This window comes from Streptomyces polygonati (genome assembly GCF_042650325.1).
In the GTDB taxonomy this organism is placed as follows: Bacteria; Actinomycetota; Actinomycetes; order Streptomycetales; family Streptomycetaceae; genus Actinacidiphila; species Actinacidiphila polygonati.
The window spans coordinates 21,768-40,371 of sequence record NZ_JBHSBB010000040.1 but is presented as its reverse complement, the minus strand read 5'-3'; the positions used below and the strand labels follow the sequence as shown (position 1 = coordinate 40,371).

The following is an 18,604-nucleotide window of genomic DNA, read 5'->3' as shown; positions in this document are numbered from 1 at the left end:
ACCCGCGGCGCACTGACCACCTTCTCCATCGCCAACGACGTCGCCAAATACTTCGCGATCATCCCCGCGATGTTCACCGTGGCGTACCCGGGCCTGCACAAGCTCAACATCATGGGCCTGCACAGTCCCCAGTCGGCGATCACCTCCGCGATCATCTTCAACGCGCTGATCATCGTGGTGCTGATCCCGCTGGCGCTGCGCGGCGTGCGCTACCGGCCGTCCTCGGCCGCGCAACTGCTCAACCGCAACATCTGGGTGTACGGACTCGGCGGCCTGGTACTGCCCTTCGCCGGCATCAAAGTCATCGACCTGATCATCCAGTTCATTCCCGGACTGAGCTGACCGGCGGACCCGAAGAAAGTAGGTGTAGGACATGTCCAATCTTCCGACCGCGATCCGCCGGCACCTGTCGGCGCTGCGCATCCTGCTGCTCATGACGGTGATCTGCGGAGTGATCTATCCGCTCGCGGTGACCGGTGTCGCCCAGGCCGCGTTCAACGACAAGGCCGACGGCTCCCTGGTCAAGCAGAACGGCAAGGTCGTCGGCTCCAGCCTGCTGGGCCAGAACTTCGACCTGCCGAAGAAGGACCCGGACAACGCCGACGAGGCGGCCCGGCCGGACCCGAAGTTCTTCCAGCCGCGCCCGTCGGCCGGATCGTACGACCCGCTCGCCTCCGGGGCCTCCAACCTCGGTCCCAACGACCCGGGTCTGGTCAAGACGATCCAGCAGCGGCGGCACGACGTCGCCGCGTTCGACGGGGTGGACCCGGCGAAGGTGCCGCCGGACGCGCTGACCGCCTCGGGTTCCGGCCTGGACCCGGACATCTCCACGGCCTATGCGTACGAGCAGGTCAACCGGGTCGCCAAGGCCCGCGGGGTGTCGGCCGACGCGGTGCACCAGCTGGTCGCGCGGCATGTGGACGGCCGCAGCATCGGCTTCCTCGGTGAAGCCCACGTCAATGTGCTGGAGCTGAACAAGGATCTGGCGAAGCTGTCCTGACCGCGGCCCAGCCGGAGACGGGGCCCGGGTTCCTGGCGGACCCGGGCCCCGTGCCGTGGCGGCGCGGCCGGAACGCGGCGGGGGTCGGCGGGGGTCGTTGGGGGTCGGCGGATGCGGGAAGATCACTTCGACGGTGCGAAGACCCGCTGCGCGGCGACGGCCGCGCCGCCGCGCGCCCACTCCTCGAACGGCAGCGGTCTGACCACGAGGTCGCAGTCCGCCGCCGCGCCGAACGCGTGGTCGGCGAAGGTGCGCCGGATCTGGTCGGCGAACAGGTCGTAGGAGGCGACCCCTTCGCCCGAGACGATGATCCGCTCGGGGCCGATCAGATTGGCGACCGAGGCCATCGCCCGCCCCAGCGCGCGGCCCGCCAGGGCGAAGACCGCCCGCACCGCCGGGTCCCCGGAGTGCGCCAGCCGCACCGCCTGGGCCATGGTCAGCTCTGGGTCGCCGGTGGCCTGCCGCGCCTGCTCGGTGATGGCGTGCGTCGAGGCGACGGCCTCCACACAGCCGGTGTTGCCGCAGGTGCAGATACGGTCGCCGCCGCCGACCGGCAGATGTCCGACCTCTCCCGACACCCCGTGCGCCCCCGACACCACCCGGCCGCCGATGGACAACCCGCAGCCGATGCCGGCGCCGACCGTGACCAGGGCGAACGACGACAGTCCCACGCCCGCGCCGAACCACTGCTCGGCCACGGTCAGCGCCCGCACATCGTTCTCGATCACCGTCGGGATGCCGGTGGCCGACTCCACCAACCGGGCCAGCGGCACCCGCCGCCAGTCGAGGAACGGCGAGTACTGCACGGTGCCGGTGTGCCCGTCGACATCGCCGGAGATGGTGACGCCGACGCTGTGCACACCGCCCTCCTGCCGGGCGCCGGCCGCCTCCCGCAACGCGGTGACCAGCCGGGCGATGGCCCGTACGACCGTGCCGACGTCCCGCGAGCCCAGCCGGGCACGCCGCGCCGCCAGCGGCCGGGCGGTCAGATCCGCGAGCACACCGATCACCTCGTCGGCCGTGACCTTGACGCCGATGAAGCGCGCGCGTTCCGCCCGTACCGCGATCAGCGTGGCCGGGCGGCCGTTGGCCCGCTCCGCCACGGCCGGCCGGCCCAGCTCGGTGATCCAGCCGTCGGCGAGCAGGGGAGTGGCCACCTTGGTCACCGCGCCGGGTGACAGCCCGGTGCGCCGCCCGGCCTCGGCCCGGGTCAGCGGGCCGTGGGCGAGCAGGGTCTGGAAGACCAGAGCGGCGGCCGGCGGCTGATCGGCGAGCGTCATGCCCGGACCCTACCTTTCCAGCGGAAAGTATGAAACCCCCTGAAGATGGGGCCTGACATGGAAGATATGTGGGCACCAGCATCGGATTTTCCTCGCCGAGTATGTTGACGATGGAAGGAAACCCTGGCTAGATTCGCGGCACTTCCTCGTCGGGGCGGACGGGACGGTCCGTCCGGGGAGGAGTGCGGCCGGCTTCCTCCCACCGGTCGCGGCTTGTCCCCCCCGGTGGTGTGTCCGGGACGACCACCACCGGGGGAACGCCCCGCGGACAGGTGAACCCCGGCCGCGTCCACGGCGGTTCCCGATCTCCGCCGCACACCTCAGCGCCGAGATGGAGTAGACCCATGGCTCGTCCAGCAGCATCCGCAGGACCCACCGTGTCCGTACGACGCGGCAGACGGCAGCCCCGCCTCCGGAGCGGCGGCCCGCGCGGCACCCTCGCCCTGCCCCTCCTCGCCGTCGCGGCGCTGGTCGCCGCCTTCGTGGTGCCCGCGGCGGCCTCCGCCGCCGCACCGGCCCGCGCCACCAACGCGAACGCCCAGGCCCCGGCGCCCGCGCGGCCCGGTGCGGCACCCGTACTGGCCGCCAAGCCGTACATGGGCTGGAGCAGTTGGAGCCTGGAGTCCACCAACTTCCCCGGCTACGGCAACGAGGACTACCTCACCGAGGCGCACGTCCTCCAGCAGGCCGACGTGCTCTCCGCCAAGCTGAAGTCCCACGGCTACGACTACGTCAACGTGGACGCGGGCTGGGTCGGCGGCTTCGACCACTACGGCCGGCCGGTCCCGGACACGACCACCTTCCCCGACGGCTTCACCTACCTCGGGAACCAACTGCACAAGAAGGGGCTGAAGTTCGGCACATACCTGGCGGTCGGTCTCTACTTCGACGCCTACAACGACGGCAGAACGCCGATCTACGACGCTCCCGGCTGCACCACCAAGGACATCGTCTATCCCGACCTGCGCACGACCAGCGGCTGGGACAACGTGTCCTACCAGCTGGACTTCGACAGCCCCTGCACCACCGAGTACATCGACTCCGTCGCCGACGAACTGGCGGGCTGGGGCGTGGACTTCCTCAAGGTGGACGGCGTCGGCCCCGGCTCCGGCCAGGGCGACGCCGCGCACGACAACGTCCCCGACGTCGAGGCCTGGCACGCGGCGCTGCGGCAGGCCGGCCGTCCCATCCAGCTCACCTTGTCCTGGTCGCTCAGCCATGCCGAGGCCGCTGTGTGGCGGCAGAACTCCAACGGCTGGCGGGTGGACACCGATGTCGAGTGCTACTGCGACACCCTGGTGAGCTGGAACAGCTCGGTCAAGGAGCGCTGGAACGACGTCGTCCAGTGGATCCCGGACGCCGGTCCCGGCCACTGGAACAACCTCGACTCCCTCGATGTCGGCGTCGGCCCGATGGACGGCCTCACCGATGTCGAGCGGCAGAGCTATATGACGCTGTGGGCGATCGAGTCCGCGCCGCTGTACACCGGGGACGACCTCACCAAGCTCGACGACTACGGTCTGTCGCTGCTCACCAACGACGAGGTCATCGCGGTCGACCAGGCGGGCGACCCGGCGAAGCCGGTCAGCCAGGCCACCGACCGGCAGGTCTGGTACTCCCGCGACGCGAACGGCGGTTACACCGTGGCGCTGTTCAACCTCGGCGCCGGCTACCAGGACGTCACCGCCGACTTCGGCGACCTCGGCATCAGCGGCAAGGCCGACCTGCGCGACCTGTGGAGCCACCAGAACCTCGGCGCCGCCGCCGGCTCCTTCACCGCCGAGCTGCCGCCGCACGGCTCGCGCCTGCTGACCATCACCCCGCGCGCCGCCGCGTCCCCCGGCGTACCGCTCGCGGTGCACGGCACCGCCGCCACCGCGACCTCCGTCTCACTGGCCTGGGACGCGGTGAGGACCGGCGCCGCGGCGGTCACCGGCTACGACATCTACGCCAACGGCAACAAAGTCGCCGCCACCACCGGCACCACCACCACTGTCTCCGGCCTGACCCCCGCCAGCGGCTACTCCTTCACGGTGGCCGCCAGGGACGCCAAGGGCCACCGGTCCGCCGCGAGCAAGGCGGTCCCGGTCACCACGCCGGCCGCGGGCGGACCCGTCTCCTACGAGGCCGAGGCTCCCGGCAACACCCTCAGCGGCGGCGCGAGCACCGGCGACTGCGCCGGCTGCTCCGGCGGCAAGAAGGTCGGCGACCTCGGCGGCGGCGGCAACTCGCTCGCGATCACCGGTGTGACCGCGCCGAAGGACGGGACCTACCTGCTCACCCTCGACTACGTGGACGGCTCCTCCGGCCGGACCGTTGTCATCACCTCGGGTGGTACGTCCTTCCAGCTCCCGCTGGCCGGCAGCAACGACAACGACTGGGGCGCGGCGCAGTCCGTGACCGTACCCGTCCGGCTCAACGCCGGCAGCAACACCGTCACCTTCGGCAATCCGACCGACTACGCCTCCGACATCGACCGGATCACCGTCTGACCGGGCACGGACGCACGGCCTGACACGCCCCCGCGTACCCGGGCGGACGTGGCCACCACGGCCGTCCGGGTACGTTCGCCGCAGAACACGGGATACGCTCCGAAGATCGGCGAGTCCATGGTCGGGCTCGGAGTGATGTAGGTCCAAGGTGTCGCAGACCGGTACATTCTTCCCGTCGGTCCCCGCGCCGGCGGACGCCTCCCGAAGGCGCTCGCCAGGCAGGGCACCGACCTGTCGGTCCGCCTCGGCACCCCGAAGGCCGCCGACATCCGCCGAGGACCGCCAGGACCGCGTGAGGACCTTGAGAACAGGATCCTGTGTCCGAGGCGTACTCCGCCGGCACCACTGACCGCCACCGGGTCCGGCCGCAGCCGATACGGCCGGCCGGACCGGGTCGCCGGAACCGTCCATCATGGTGGACGAACCGAAAGGACTCTGTATGCCCGACACCCCCGCGCGGATCGTCTCCCTGCGCGCGGCCGGCACCTGCTTCGTCGTGGAGCTGACCGAGCCGGTGCCCAGAGTCCTCCACTGGGGAGCCGATCTCGGCGAGCTGTCCGGCCAGGACATCGCCGCGCTCGCGCTGACCGCCGACGCCGCCGTGCTGAACAACGCCGTCGACACCCCCCGGGTGTTCACCATCTGGCCGACCGAGGCCGACAACTGGTCGGGTACCCCCGCCCACCACGGCCACCGGGCCGGCGCGGCGGCCGCCCCCCGGCTGCGTACCGTCGCCACCACCGTCCATCAGCAGGGCGACGCCGGGGGCGAGTTGCTTGTCGGGCTCACCGACGACGCCTCCGGCCTCGACTTCGCGGTCCGCTACACCCTGGACCCCTCGGGAGTGCTCGCGGTCGGCACCGAGGTCACCCGGCAGGGGGGAGCGGAGTCGGCCCCGTACGACCTCGCGCAGGTCACCACGCTGCTGCCACTGCCCCGTCGGGCCACCGAGATCCTCGACTTCACCGGCAAGTGGAGCCGTGAGCGCTCCCCGCAGCGCCGCCCGCTCGGCTACGGAACGCACGCCCGCGAGACGCGGCGCGGCAAGCCGGGGCTCGACTCGCCGTATCTGCTGACGGTCGGTGTGCCCGGTTTCGGCTTCCGGGAGGGCGAGGTGTGGGCCGTGCACATCGCCTGGAGCGGCGACCAGCGCTATCTCGTCGAGCGGCACCCGGAGGGCGCCGGCACCCACGCCGCCGCTCTCGGCGGCGGCGAACTGCTGCGGGCCGGCGAGATCCGGCTCGCCCCCGGCGCGCGCTACCAGGCCCCGGTCTGCTACTTCGCCTGGTCCGGGACCGGTCTCGACGGTCTCGCGGACCGGTTCCACACCCTGCTGCGGTCCCGCCCGAGTCACCCCGACCGTCCCCGCCCGGTGATCCTCAACAGCTGGGAGGCGGTCTACTTCGACCACGACCTGGACCGGCTGCTCGGGCTCGCCGACCGGGCCGCCGAGGTCGGCGTGGAGCGCTTCGTACTGGACGACGGCTGGTTCCGCGGCCGGCGCTCGGACAACGCGGGCCTCGGCGACTGGACGGTCGACCCGGTGGTCTGGCCCAAGGGGCTGAGCCCGCTGGTCGACCGGGTGCGCGCGCTCGGCATGGAGTTCGGCCTGTGGGTCGAGCCCGAGATGGTCAACCTCGACTCGGAGCTGGCCCGGGAGCACCCCGACTGGGTGCTCGGCCCGGCCCGCGGTCTGGGCCCCTCGGCCCGCCACCAGTACGTCCTGGACATCGCCCATCCCGAGGCGTGGGAATACCTGCTCAAGTCGCTGGAGGCGCTGATCGAGCGCTACGCCATCGACTATCTGAAGTGGGACCACAACCGGGAGGTGCACGAGGCCGTGCACGGTCCCGGCGACCGGCCCACCGCCCATGCCCAGGTGCTGGCCCTGTACCGGCTACTGGACGCCCTCAAGGAACGTTACCCGGCGCTGGAGATCGAGAGCTGCGCCAGCGGCGGCGGCCGGATCGACCTCGGCATCCTGTCCAGGACGGACCGGGTGTGGACCTCGGACTGCAACGACCCGGTGGAGCGCCAGTCCATCCAGCGCTGGACCGCCCAACTGCTGCCGCCCGAGCTGACCGGCTCCCATGTGGGGCCCGCCACCAGCCACACCACCGCCCGGATCAGCTCCGACACCTTCCGGATGGTCACCGCGCTGTTCGGCCACGCCGGCATCGAGCAGGACATCACCCGCTGCACTCCGGAGGAACTGGCCCGGCTGACCGCCTGGACGGCCCTCTACCGCGAACTGCGCCCGCTGCTGCACAGCGGCCGTACCGTACGCGCCGACCTGGCCGGCTCCCCCGGTTCCGGGGAGGAGGCCGCCCTGCTGCACGGCGTGGTCGCCCGGGACGGCGGCTCGGCTCTCTACTGCTGGGCCCGCGTGGCCACTTCGCCCGAGGCCCAGTGGGGCCGGGTCCCGCTGCCCGGCCTCGCGGCGGACGCCCGCTACCAGGTCAGGGTCCGCACCGAGCTGGGGCTGCCGTCCTGGCACCAGACCCGCGGCCCGGCCTGGCTCACCGCGGCGCTGGACGGATGGGTGACGCTGCCGGGCGCGGTGCTGGCGGTGGCCGGCGTCCCGATGCCCACACTCAACCCGGAGCAGGCGCTGCTGATCGAGGTGCGGCGGGAGTCGTAGCGGAAGGCGCGGTCGTGCCCGCGAGCGGGCGGTGTCAGCCGGGGCGCCGCCCGGCCGGCGCGGGGCCGGCCGGGCGCGCCCGTCAACCGCCGCCGGTCAGCCGGGCCCAGACGGTCTTACCGGAGGGTTCCGGTGGCGAGTGCCCCCAGGTCTCGCTGAGTTCGGCCACGATGTGCAGCCCGCGGCCCGACTCGGCGAACGGCTCCGGGCGGGACAGGGCGGGCAGCCGCGGACTCGGGTCGGCCACCGCGCACACCACCGCGCGCTCGAAGCGCAGCAGGGCGATCCACGCGGTGGGGTCGGCCGGCAGCGGCGGGTGCGGACGCGGCGGCCGGAGGGCGTGGGTGACGGCGTTGGCCACCAACTCGGCGGCGATGGTGGTCGCGTCGTCCACCAGTTCCTGGAGCCGCCAGCCGAGCAGGGTGCTGCGCAGGAAGCGCCGGGTGCGGGTGACGCTGACCGGGGAGGCGTCGAAGCGGAGCGCGGCGAAACCGTCCCCGTCGAAGTCCGTCGGGCCGCGGCCGCCCCACGCCCGCCACTCGGCCCGCAGCAGGGCCTCCAGCGGCCTGACCCCCAACCGCCTTGCCACTGGCGGGCGTTGGTGTTTCTGTCCCGGGTCGTTCCCGGCGGCGGACGCCTGGGCGGTCATGCGGTTCACCCCTCCGAGCGAAGCTCATCTGCACGCATCGCGATCATGTCGACACGCTCAGTATCGTCGTTCGGCGGCCATCGATGCAATTGCATCGGAAATTGCATCCGCACGTGCGCAGTGGGTACGTGTGTACCTATGGTCGTCCCTGATGCGAAAGCGGACTCGCGGGACGGCCGAACCAACGAAGGAGTGATGCTCGGTGCAGCAGTTCGACAACGGCGTACAGGCCAGCTCCATCACCGGAGCGCAGTGGATCAAGAGCGGGCGCAGCAACCAGAGCGGCAATTGCGTCGAGGTGGCCATGCTGCCCGACGGCGGTGTGGCGATGCGCAATTCGCGCCACCCCGACGGTCCGGCCCTGGTCTACACACGCGCCGAACTCACCGCCTTCGTCGAGGGCGCCAAGGACGGCGACTTCGACGCCCTCACCGACTGACCCGGCGCCCGACCCACCGGCCGACCCACCGGTGAACCGGCGCCCGGCGGCCTGAAGTCGGCCGAGAACCAACGCTGTCAGGCAGTGGCGGCGGGCTCCCAGGTGCCATACTGGCCTGTCCGGATACCGCTTGGGAGCCCGCATGCCCGCCTCGCCGCAGGTCGTCTCACCGATACAACTCCTGGAGCGGCGCCCCGACATGGGCGCCAAGGCCATGGCGCGGGTGCTCGGTGCCTATCTGCGCGGACTGCGGGAGAGCCGCGGCCTGACCCCGGCCAGCGCCGGCGCCCACATCAGGGCGCACGCCTCCAAGATCAGCCGGATGGAGACCGCCCATGTCTCGCTGAAGGTCCGCGACGTCGAGGACCTGCTGGACTTCTACGGCGTGGACGACCGGGAACGCGCCGACATCGCCGCCATGGTGCAGCGTTCCGCCCGCCCCGACTGGTGGCAGCCGTACGGTGAAGTCGTCCCGGACTGGCTGCAGCAGCTCATCGGCCTGGAGCGGGACGCCCATGTGATCCGCACCTACGAGACGCAGTTCGTGCCCGGCCTGCTGCAGACGCCCGCCTACGCGGAGGCGGTGGTGCTCAGCGGCCACCGGCTCGCCCCGCCGGACGAGGTGCGGCGCCGGGTCGCATTACGGCTGGAGCGGCAGCGCCGGATGTGGGAGCCGGGCGCACCCGTGCTGTGGGCGCTGATCGACGAGGGCGTGCTGCACCGGCCGGTCGGCGGACGGCAGGTGATGCGCGAGCAGTTGCTGCATCTGCTCGACATGCTGCGGCAGCCGGGTGTCCGGCTGCAGGTCGCCTCGTACGCCGCCAGCGCCGAAGCCACTCCGGGCGCCGCCGTCACCTATCTGCGCTTCGCCCAGGGCTTCCTGCCCGACGTGGTGTATCTGGAGCACATGACCAGCGCGGTCTACCTGGACCGGCTGGAGGACCTCGACCGCTACCGCGCGGCGCTCGACGAGCTGAGCGCGCTCGCCGCGACACCGGCCGCGAGCCGCGTCATGCTGGAAGAGGCCCTGCAGCGCTACCGGTGACCGGTGCGCGACAGGGCCGGCGCTCTTCCGGCGACGCGCCGCGGGCCTGTTCGGCCGGCCGTCAGGTCAGCCGGGCGACACCGCCGAACTCGATCCACTCGTTGCTGGGCTGCTTGGGCGCGAGGTCGTTGTCCGCGCGCCAGGTGGAGACCTCCACCAGGCCCGGGTCCAGGAGCTCCAGGCCCTCCAGATAGCCGCGGACGTCCTCCGGGGTGCGCACCCGGCCCCAGTTGTCACCGGTGGACTCGGCCATGAACTCGGTGACGGACCGCCGGGTCTCGGGGTCGTCGCTGACGAGCTGGCAGACCACCAGATAGCTGCCGGGCGGCAGCTTCTCCCGCACCCGGCGGACCACGCCGGCCGGGTCGTCCTCGTCCTTGATGCAGTGCAGCACCGAGACGAAGAGCGCGGCGATGGGCTCGTCCATCCTGATCAGCCGCTTGACCTCGTCGCTCTCCCATATGCTGTCGATGTCGCGGAAGTCGGCCTGCAGGACCGCCGTGTTCTCGTTCTGCTCCAGCAGGGCGCGGCCGTGGGCCAGCACGATGGGGTCGACGTCGCTGTAGACCACCCGGGCGTCCGGGTGGATGGCCTGGGCGATCTCGTGGACGTTGTCCACGGAGGGCAGACCGGACCCGTGGTCGACGAACTGCTTGATGCCGAAGTCCCTGGCGAGCACCCGCACCACCCGGCGCAGGAAGTCGCGGTTGTTGAGCGCGAGGACCTTCATGCTCGGCACCTGCAGCAGTAATTGCTCGGTGGCCTCGCGGTCGGCCGGGTAGTTGTCCTTCCCGTCCAGCAGGTAGTCGTACATGCGGGCCACGCTCGGCACCGTCACATCGATCTTGTCGCTCAGCGGCGCGTCCTGGTGTTCCATGGGCCCCTCATGGTGTTTCGGCTCTGACAAGTGCTGCAATTGCGGCAGTTGACGCACATCCTAGGCAGCCCCGATCGGCCGGGCGACACACTTCACCGGGCTCGTCCGGCCCGGGAGGCACACGGCGTGAGGGGGCCGTCGCCGGACCGACCGGCGGCAGCCCCCTCATCCCCATGAGCCAGGGATCAACTCGCCGGGTAGCTCACCACGTTCACCGGCACGGTGGCGGTGCCCTGAGCGGGGTCGCCGAAGTCGTTGATCACATGGTCGATCACGCCGTCCCCGTTCAGGGACACGGTGAGCAGATCGTGGAACTTCACGCCGGGCCGCACCGGCGCCTCGAAGCTGTGCGCGTTGTGGATCGTCGGGTCCACATTGAAGAAGCAGTAGGAGCCCAGGCCCCAGCCCTCGTGGTGCCGCACCGAGTCGGCCACCTTGTAGGCGGCCCAGCCGTTCACCCCGTGGTGGCGGTAGGCCGCCTGGTTCGGGGGATCGTACGGCAGTTCGTTCTGGAACATGATCGTCCGGCCCCGGTCGCCGTTCCAGATCACGTTGTACTTCTGGAAGTGCTCCACGAACAGGCCGGTGGCCAGCACATGGTCACCGTTGACGACCACGCCGGTCTCCGCGGTGTTCACCGTCCAGCCCACCCCGGCGCCGTGGTCGGCGCGCCAGGCCCAGATGTGGTCCAGCAGCACATTGTCGCTGTTCACGATCAGGGCGGTGGTGGCCTTGCCCGCGCCCGCGCCGCCGATCCGGAAGAACACGTCCTGCACCGACGCCGGGTCGCGCGGGTCGGTGCGGCCGCCGCGCCGGCCGCCGATCTCCAGCAGCACCCGGGAGTTGACCGGCCCCGCGTCGAACAGCAGACCGGCGATCCGTACGCCGCGGCCGTCGTCCACCGTCATCGGCACCACGCCGCCCACCGGAGTCAGCGTCGCGTAGCCGAGGCCCAGCACCACGGTCCCGGCCCACTTGACCCTGATCGTGTCGGTGAGCTTGTAGATGCCGGGAGTCAGGAGCAGGTGCTTGCCCTGCGACAGCGCCTTGTTGATGGTGCGGGCCGAGTCGGTGGGCCTGGCGATGAAGAACCGGTCGATCGGCACCGACGAGCCCGGCGTCGTACCGCCGCTCCATGTCGTACCGACCCCGTCATGGCGCAGCGCGGGCAGGAACACCCGGTAGCCGCCGTGCTCGTCGACGTACAGGAAGGGCTTCTCCCGGCTCAGCGGGCTGGTCGGCAGCGTGGTGTACGGCGGGCTGGGGAACGACTGCGCCGGAGCCCCCTCGACTCCCGCGAAGACCTGGTTCCACACGCCGTTGGACCAGCTGCCGACGGTGCTGTCCCGGGTCAGCCACTGCTGCTGCGAGGCGTTGAGCGCCTGCTCGTCGATCAGCGAGTCGGCGATGTAACCGCCGCTGGAGAAGCCGCCCTTGCGCGGGAAGAGGAACAACTGGCCGCGGATGTGCACCCGGCGCAGTGGCGCCGCCTGGGAGACCGCCCACCAGTTGACGTCGCCGGTGGGCACCACCGCGAGATTCTCCGCCGACCGCCAGAAGTTGGTCAGCGCGCTGTCCCCGCCGCCGGGCTGGTCCTGGCCCTCGACCCGTACCGCGCCGTTGATCGTCACATCGTCCGGGTGCAGGCCGAGGCCCGCCACCGACGTGTAGTAGCCGAGCTGCGCGTCCACGTCGTACGTGCCCGGCTTGAACAGGAAGGCGTACCGGCCGGTGCCGAACTCGGCCGGCACCTGCTCCAGCGCGGCGGCGTCCAGCGCCGCCTGGATGTCGGCGGTCGGCGTGTCGGGGCCGAAGACCCTCACGTTGGGGCCGAAGTCCGGCTCGGCGGGGGTGTGCGGACGCCCGTGCCCGGCCGGGGTCTGCGCCGCCGCGGCGGTGGCGCCCGCCACCGGCACCGCGGTGGCCAGCGCCGCGGCGGTCACGAACGAGCGGCGGCTCAGGCCGGTACCCGCCGGCTTCGGCCCGGATCTGCGCTCGGGCTCGGGTAGTTCACTGTCTGCGGCCCTGAATGAGGACATGAGGTACGACCCACCTTTACACGGATGGCCAGCGGCCCGCCGACGCACGGGCGTTGGACGGAGGAAGCGCTGAGAGCGCTCTCTCGCAGACGTACCCTGGAGCCCGCGAGCCCGGCTGTCAAGGACTTCAGAGAGCGCTCTCATCAATTCGCGGCGCGGGTGGCGCGAGATGTCGCTGAGGCTTGTGGGATCACTCGCCGCACGGCCCGACCGCAGTTCGGGGGCGGTCTCGGGGGGCGTCCGGCGGCGGCTCGGGACGCCGCGCCGCCGGTGGCCGGCCTTCAGCGGACCTCGGTCCAGGTCATCTCCTTGAGCGCCATCCGGGCGGCCGGCGCGGTGCCGGGCAGGGTCGTCCAGAACGGGTGGGCGGTGATCCGTACGGACAGCCGGACCAGCCGCCGCCGCAGCACCGTGGTCTGCGCGCCCGTGGCGCCGTTGGTGGCCAGTTCGCGGTAGGTGGAGTACCAGTCGCGCTGCGCCTGGATGAGGTCGTCGGGGAAGGCGTGCTGGGGCATGGAGGCGATTCTGGCACACATTCGAATGTGTGTTCGATAACGGGGTCGCACGGGACCGCCGGGCGGTGACACCCGATGCCGGCCGGGTCGGTACCCGGGGCCGCCCCGCGCCGGTGCCGGCCGGCTGCCGGTGCCCGGCGGGTCGCGGCGGCACGGTCCGGGCCCGGCCCCCGGGAGCCCCGCGTGACACCGGCGGCGCGAGGACTTCCGGGACGGGGGGAGCGGAGCCCTGAGTGCTCCGGGTCCCGGCGGCGCGGGACCCGGAGCCTCAGGGCAGCAGCCCCGGGACGTACACCGCGACCGCCGCGCAGTGCCCGTCCGGGACCCGTACATCGGTCAGCGACCAGTCGGGCAGCGGCGCCGCCCGCGGTCCCGAGCCGACGTAGTCGGCGGCCGGGTCGGCCGACAGTCCCACCCCCCGGCCCTTGAGGTAGGCCTCCTTGCGGGTCCAGACCCGGGTGAAGGCCACCGGCCGGTCGGCCGGGAGCAGCAGCGCCAGTTCGGCCGCCTCCCGCGGGTGCAGGACATCGGTGGTCTCGGCGACGGTGCGCGGCGCCGGCACCGCCTCGACGTCCACGCCCACCGGGGCGGTCGCGAAGGCCAGCAGGCTCAGATCGGCGCAGTGCGACAGCGAGAAGTGCAGCGCGTCACCCGGGACCACGGGCCGCCCGTGCGGCCCGCCGCAGTGCGCGCACGGGGCACGCTCCACGCAGACCTCGCGCGGCGACAGGCCGAGATAGGCCCCGAGCAGCCGGCGCAGACCCACATGGGCGCACACATAGGAATCGCGGTCGGCCTCGTACAGGAACTCCGCCGCGCGGGCCAGTTCCTGTACGTCCAGGGTGGCCGCCGCGTGCAGGGCCGCGTGCTCGCGGTGGGCGGTGGTGTCCACCAGCCACACCTCGGGCGCGTCGGTCAGCGCCGAGGTGGGCACGGGCGCCGCGTACAGGGTGCCGAGCGACGTGGGGATCAGCAGGCCGTCGGCCGTGGAGCGGGCCGGGGGCGGGACGGTGGGGGTCGGGAACAGCGGATGCCTCATGGCTGCCTCACACGGATGCGGGGAGGGGTTCCGGGACGTCGGCAGGTGCGGGGGCGCCGGTGGCCGGCGGTGCGGCGAGCGGCGTCGTGTCGGGGTCGGGCCGGTCGGACCGTACGGACGCGGTGACCGCGGCCTGCGCGCCGGCCTGGCCGGCCGCCTGCGCCGCAGGGTCGTCCGTGTCGCCCGGCTCGCCGAGCTGGACCGGCTGACGCAGCGCCACCAGCGCGGCGAACGGGGAGAAGAAGGCGACCGTGCCGCAGATCAGCCAGGTCGTCTGCACGCCGAGACCCAGGGCGAGGCTGCTGAAGATCGCGATGGAGATCGGGCCCACCCCGATGCCGGACAGCGACAGCGTCGACATCGCGGCGCCCATCCGGGACTCGGGGGCGGACTGCTGGTAGACGGTCACGATCGCCGGGCCGTTGAGCCCGGACAGCAGGCCCACCCCGGCGGCCACCACGGTCAGCGACAGCACGGTGGGCATCAGTGCCATCACCAGGATGCCGACGGCCAGCCCCAGACCGGTCGCCACCAGCCGTACGAACATCGAGATGCGGTGCGCCATGATCGCGCCCACCGCGCTGGAGCCGAGCGCGCCCACGCTGAACGCGGCGAGCACCACACCCACCGCGCCCACCCCCCAGCCGCGCTGGTCCACCAGCGACGGCAGCGCCACGTCGGCCGGCCAGCCGAACGCCAGGTCCAGGCAGAAGGAGGCGAGGAACATCCAGCGCAGCCGGGAGTTGCGGACCAGCAGCTGGATGCCGTCGGCCGAGCGCTTGAACAGCGACACACCGGCGTCCCGGCGCGGCGGCTTGAACCCGTGGGTCACATAGAGCAGGCAGGCCAGCCAGAACACGCCGGTCCCGGCCGCCGCCAGCAGCGCCTGCCAGAGTTGGCCGACGCTGATCAGCCAGGCGCCGATCGGCGCGCCCGCGATGGGGGCCAGCCGCAGCACCATCGAGTACAGGGAGTTGGCCCGGCCCAGGTGCTCGCGGGCGGCGAGCTGCGGCATCAGCACACTCGACGCGGGTCCGGCCAGGCCCAGCAGTGAGCCCTCCACCAGGGCGACGAGCATCAGCGGCCACAGCAGCTGGGTGGAGGCCGCCACCACCGCGCCGCCGATCAGCACCGCGGCCCGCGCGGCGGTGGTGCGCACCAGTACATAGCGGGGACCGAGCAGATCGCTGACGGCGCCGCCGAAGATGAGCATCAGCGCGCGGGGGATCGTCGAGGCGAGCATCAGCATGCTCACGGCGCTCGCGCCGCCGATCTGCACGGCGGTCCAGTTCATCGCGATGAGCAGGGCGTAACTGCCGCCCTGCACCATCGCCTGGCCGCTGACGAGCGCGCCCACCTTGCCCCAGTGCACATTCATCGTGCGCTGGGGGGCGGGTGCCCCGCTGGAGGGCGTCGTGTCCATGCGATCACCTGTTCTGTGGAGGATGGGGGAGGTGGCGGAACTGCGGGACAGGAAAGGAAGCACGTGCGGGGTGGGGCCGCGGGCGGGGTCGGGGTGCGTTGCGCGGGCCCGGGTGTCCGACGGGCCGTCGGGGTCAGGACCGGCAGCGGACCCGGACCCGGGCGGTGCCGCGCCCGCCGCGCAGGGTGGACTCGACAGCGAGCGTCGCGGCCCGCCGCTGGGCCGCCGCGACGGCCCGCACCAGCCGGGCGGGGTACGGCCCGGCGCCGTAGGTGCGCAGCTGGAGCCGGCCGCCGAGGTACGAGCGGCCCGCCACCGCGAGCGCCCGCGCGGCGGCCGCCCCGGCCCAGGTCGCCTGAGGCGGATACACGACGACCACCGGCAGCTCCGACAGCGAGAACCGGGCCCGCACCGAACACCGGCCGTGCGCGGCCCGCGCGGTCACCGGGCCGTCCGACGCGGGCGCCGTGCTCCGGGCGGGCGCCCGGGGCCCGCTCACCGCGGCACCCCCTGCGCCCGGCCCGGCGCGGGCCGGGGAGTGGCCATGATCAGTCCGAGGAGTTCGCCGACAGTGCTGAGGGCGGCGACCGGGCTCGGCCGCCGGCCGCGGAGGCCGGGCGCCCCGGTGGTCTGCGGCCCCGGACCGGCCGTGCCCGCCACGGCGGTGACGGCCCGTCGGAGCGGACGGCTGGGGGCCGGCTCGGGCGGCCGGGGGCCGGCGGCGGTCATGAGGCGCCGCCCGCCGGGGCGAAGGACGGGTGCGGGGCGGGGGCGGCGGGTGCGCCGGGGAACCAGACGTCCTCCGCGGTCAGCGAGTCGGCGCTGTACTTGCCGAGCGCGCTGATCAGCAGCCTGGCTTCCAGGGCGAGGCCCTCGACCAGGCGGACCAGGCCGTCCCGCGGGTCCTCGTCGACAGCCACGAGGGCGGCGCGGCCGAGGCCAACGGCGGTGGCGCCGAGCGCCAGCGCGCGAACCGCCCGGCCGCCCTCCCAGACGCGCCCGGAGGCCAGCAGGCAACCGGCGGGACGGCCGATACGGCGCAGGCACTCGGTGAGGCTCAGCCCCACCTGGTCCAGGAAGACCCGCGGCGCCCAGCCCGTACCCCCCTCGGCGCCGTCGACGGTCACCGCGTCCGCTCCGGCCCGCCAGGCGGTCGCCGCCGCCTCGGCGACATCCCGCCCCGGGTGGAACTTCACCCAGGTTCTCGCCCGGGGGAAGTTGTTCCGCATGAAGCGCAGCTGCTGCCGGACGATCTCCTCGGTGAAGGTCCCCGGGCTGGCGCAGCGCAGCCGGTAGGCCGCCGCTTCGCCCTCTTCCCCGCCGCCGCCGAGCAGGTCGCGGACCGCGAACCGCCCGGCCAGCCGGGCCGCTTCGGCCGCGCCGACCACTGTCATCCCGCCCAGGCCCGGCTTGGCGCCCTGACCGATCTTCAGCTCGAAGCCCAGCCGGCCCGACTCCAGCAGCGGGCGGGTGCCCGGATCGCTGTAGACGAGGTTCCACACCTCGCTGTCCGCGTCCTCGGTGGACTGCTGGACGACCACGCCGCCGACGCCGTCGGCGACCTCCTCGGCGTAAGCGGCGATCCGGTTCAACAGCGCGGACCTCGTTCCGGCTTCGTCACCGCGCCGGTAGCCGTGGACCGGGACCATGTTCTCGCCGATCACCATCGGGATGCCCAGCCGCGCGGCCTGCCGGCCGGCCGCGACCCCGAGGTCGCCGCTGCCCGCCCGGGTGGAGCCGAACGCGCTCAGATACAGCGGGAGCCGACTGCTGAAGCCGCCGACCGCGGTCGCCAGTTCCACATCGTCCCAGAGCGGTTCGCGACCCAGCTCGATCAGTTTCTCCAGCCGCCGCGGCATGAACACCGGTGGCACCAGCCGCGCCTGGTCCAATTCGTCCCCGGCGAAGGGCAGCTGTCCGCCGCCCTCCGGGTCGGAGCCGAACAGCTCGCCGCCGTAGGCGTCGGCCGGCGGGAACACCTCGGCGGTGCCGCGCCGGGCCCGCGCCCTGACCGCCTGCTCGGGGAAGCCGGCCGCTCGCAGCCCGGTCACGGCGCGATCACCCCGGGCAGTTTCGGGTAGGCGCTGACCTGCCACAGGGCGTCGAGGCCGGTGAGGAAGCGGACCAGCCGCTGCACTCCCATGCCGAAACCCGCACTCGCCGGGATCCCCTCACGGGCCATGTCCAGATACCAGGCGTACTTCGCCGGGTTCTCGCCGCTCTCCCGCATCCGGGTGACGATCGTGGCGTAGTCCGCCTCGCGCTCGCTGCCGCTGACCAGCTCGCCGTAACCGCCGTGCGCGATCAGGTCGAAGTTCCGCAGTACACCGGGGCGTTCGGGGTCCTCGCGGTCGTAGAAGCCGCGCGAGCCCTTCGGATAGTCGTTGATGAAGAACGGCCGGTCGGCCTCCAGCGACAGCAGCTTCTCGCCCGCCCAGTCGATCTCGGCGTCCGGGCTCTGCCGGTGCCCGCGCCCGGCCAGCCGCGCCACCGCCTCCTCGTGGGTGCACCCGTCGAACTTGCCGTCCAGCGTCTCCGCGAAGTCCAGCTCGTCCCGGCCGAGTCCACGCAGTACGTCCGGCACCGTCCGCCACACATGCGCGACGACCCGGCTCAGCAGGCCCGCCGCGATCTCCTGCACGTCGTCCCGGCTCGCGCCGGCCATCTCCACGTCGATCTGGTGGAATTCGACGAGGTGCCGTCCGGTCCCGGCGGTCTCCGGCGGCTCGACCCGCACATTGGGCGCGATGTAGAAGAGCTTGCCGAAGCCGCGCAGCGAGGCCTGCTTGTAGAGGATGGCGCTGGTCATCAGCTTGTACGGCTGCCCGTAGTAGTCCACGTCGAGCGCCTTCGCACCCCGTCCGCCCGGGTCGGTCACCGGACCCACCAGCGGCGGCAGCAGTTCGGTGAACCCCCGCTCGCGCAGGAACTCCCGCGCCGCGTACAGCGCCTCCTGCTGGACGACCATGGCGGCCCGCAGTCGGGGCGAGCGCAGGTGCTCCCCGAGCGGCGGCGGTACGGGGACGCCGGTCGGGCCTCCTTCCGTCGGCGCGTCGGCCTGGGTGACGTCACGCTGCTGCATCTCGGCTCCCGGTAGGTCGGTTGTCGTTCCAGGGGGTTGCGGGTTTGCTGAAGCTCGGGGGTCCGCTGGGCGCGGTCCTCCCG

At 72.7% G+C, this 18,604-nt stretch carries 15 protein-coding genes and 1 pseudogene; 6 read left to right on the top strand and 10 right to left on the bottom strand.

All coding sequences use genetic code 11. From position 1 onward, the window contains the following. Together ACFO3J_RS32710 and kdpC are read left to right on the top strand one after the other, a co-directional pair. Positions 1 to 342 (top strand): annotated as a pseudogene (locus ACFO3J_RS32710) (potassium-transporting ATPase subunit B); the annotation flags it as partial. Positions 343 to 373: 31 nt separating this feature from the next. Continuing rightward, positions 374 to 1,000 carry a potassium-transporting ATPase subunit KdpC gene (gene kdpC, locus ACFO3J_RS32705; protein WP_386437409.1) on the top strand — a complete coding sequence of 209 codons (627 nt, stop codon included), beginning with the start codon at positions 374 to 376 and terminating at the stop codon, positions 998 to 1,000. Positions 1,001 to 1,122: 122 nt separating this feature from the next. On the opposite strand, the gene ACFO3J_RS32700 is transcribed toward kdpC, so the two are convergent. Beyond that, positions 1,123 to 2,280, bottom strand: coding sequence for an ROK family protein (locus ACFO3J_RS32700; protein WP_386437406.1), 1,158 nt, complete (start codon positions 2,278 to 2,280; stop codon positions 1,123 to 1,125). 377 nt (positions 2,281 to 2,657) lie between these two features. On the opposite strand from ACFO3J_RS32700, the gene ACFO3J_RS32695 reads away from it, so the two are divergent. Together ACFO3J_RS32695 and ACFO3J_RS32690 are read left to right on the top strand one after the other, a co-directional pair. Next, positions 2,658 to 4,772: a fibronectin type III domain-containing protein gene (locus ACFO3J_RS32695; protein ID WP_449343668.1), complete on the top strand. Its 2,115-nt coding sequence runs from the start codon at positions 2,658 to 2,660 to the stop codon at positions 4,770 to 4,772. A 439-nt stretch (positions 4,773 to 5,211) separates the two neighbouring features. Next, entirely contained in the window at positions 5,212 to 7,413 is a 2,202-nt protein-coding gene (locus tag ACFO3J_RS32690; protein ID WP_386437403.1) for an alpha-galactosidase, read from the top strand. An 82-nt stretch (positions 7,414 to 7,495) separates the two neighbouring features. Here the strand turns inward: ACFO3J_RS32690 and ACFO3J_RS32685 are convergent, their stop codons facing one another. Next, entirely contained in the window at positions 7,496 to 8,062 is a 567-nt protein-coding gene (locus ACFO3J_RS32685) for an ATP-binding protein (protein ID WP_386437412.1), read from the bottom strand. Positions 8,063 to 8,264: 202 nt separating this feature from the next. Between ACFO3J_RS32685 and ACFO3J_RS32680 the strand changes: the two genes are divergently transcribed. Then, entirely contained in the window at positions 8,265 to 8,501 is a 237-nt protein-coding gene (locus tag ACFO3J_RS32680) for a DUF397 domain-containing protein (RefSeq protein ID WP_386437400.1), read from the top strand. A gap of 142 nt (positions 8,502 to 8,643) precedes the next feature. Further along, positions 8,644 to 9,546: a helix-turn-helix domain-containing protein gene (locus ACFO3J_RS32675; protein ID WP_386437397.1), complete on the top strand. Its 903-nt coding sequence runs from the start codon at positions 8,644 to 8,646 to the stop codon at positions 9,544 to 9,546. 61 nt (positions 9,547 to 9,607) lie between these two features. Here the strand turns inward: ACFO3J_RS32675 and ACFO3J_RS32670 are convergent, their stop codons facing one another. The 8 genes from ACFO3J_RS32670 to ACFO3J_RS32635 all read right to left on the bottom strand — a co-directional run bounded on the left by ACFO3J_RS32670 (position 9,608) and on the right by ACFO3J_RS32635 (position 18,521). Next, positions 9,608 to 10,423 (bottom strand): SAM-dependent methyltransferase, encoded by an 816-nt coding sequence (locus tag ACFO3J_RS32670; RefSeq protein ID WP_386437394.1) that lies wholly within the window; start codon positions 10,421 to 10,423, stop codon positions 9,608 to 9,610. 185 nt (positions 10,424 to 10,608) lie between these two features. Further along, the gene (locus ACFO3J_RS32665) at positions 10,609 to 12,462 is read right to left on the bottom strand and encodes a coagulation factor 5/8 type domain-containing protein (protein ID WP_386437391.1); all 1,854 of its coding nucleotides are present in this window, start codon (positions 12,460 to 12,462) and stop codon (positions 10,609 to 10,611) included. A 281-nt stretch (positions 12,463 to 12,743) separates the two neighbouring features. Then, positions 12,744 to 12,977 (bottom strand): hypothetical protein, encoded by a 234-nt coding sequence (locus tag ACFO3J_RS32660; RefSeq protein WP_386437388.1) that lies wholly within the window; start codon positions 12,975 to 12,977, stop codon positions 12,744 to 12,746. Between the two features lie 268 nt (positions 12,978 to 13,245). Continuing rightward, positions 13,246 to 14,016, bottom strand: coding sequence for a 4'-phosphopantetheinyl transferase family protein (locus tag ACFO3J_RS32655; RefSeq protein ID WP_386437385.1), 771 nt, complete (start codon positions 14,014 to 14,016; stop codon positions 13,246 to 13,248). A gap of 7 nt (positions 14,017 to 14,023) precedes the next feature. Then, a complete protein-coding gene (locus ACFO3J_RS32650) occupies positions 14,024 to 15,439 on the bottom strand; it encodes an MFS transporter (RefSeq protein WP_386437382.1) in 1,416 nt (471 codons plus the stop codon). A 133-nt stretch (positions 15,440 to 15,572) separates the two neighbouring features. Next, positions 15,573 to 15,938 (bottom strand): hypothetical protein, encoded by a 366-nt coding sequence (locus ACFO3J_RS32645; protein WP_386437379.1) that lies wholly within the window; start codon positions 15,936 to 15,938, stop codon positions 15,573 to 15,575. 226 nt (positions 15,939 to 16,164) lie between these two features. Continuing rightward, complete coding sequence (locus tag ACFO3J_RS32640; protein ID WP_386437376.1) at positions 16,165 to 17,490, bottom strand: glutamate synthase-related protein; 1,326 nt, start codon at positions 17,488 to 17,490, stop codon at positions 16,165 to 16,167. Then, positions 17,487 to 18,521: an asparagine synthetase A gene (locus tag ACFO3J_RS32635; RefSeq protein ID WP_386437374.1), complete on the bottom strand. Its 1,035-nt coding sequence runs from the start codon at positions 18,519 to 18,521 to the stop codon at positions 17,487 to 17,489. Before ACFO3J_RS32635 ends, ACFO3J_RS32640 begins: the two co-directional genes overlap by 4 nt. Between the last annotated feature and the right edge of the window lie 83 nt (positions 18,522 to 18,604).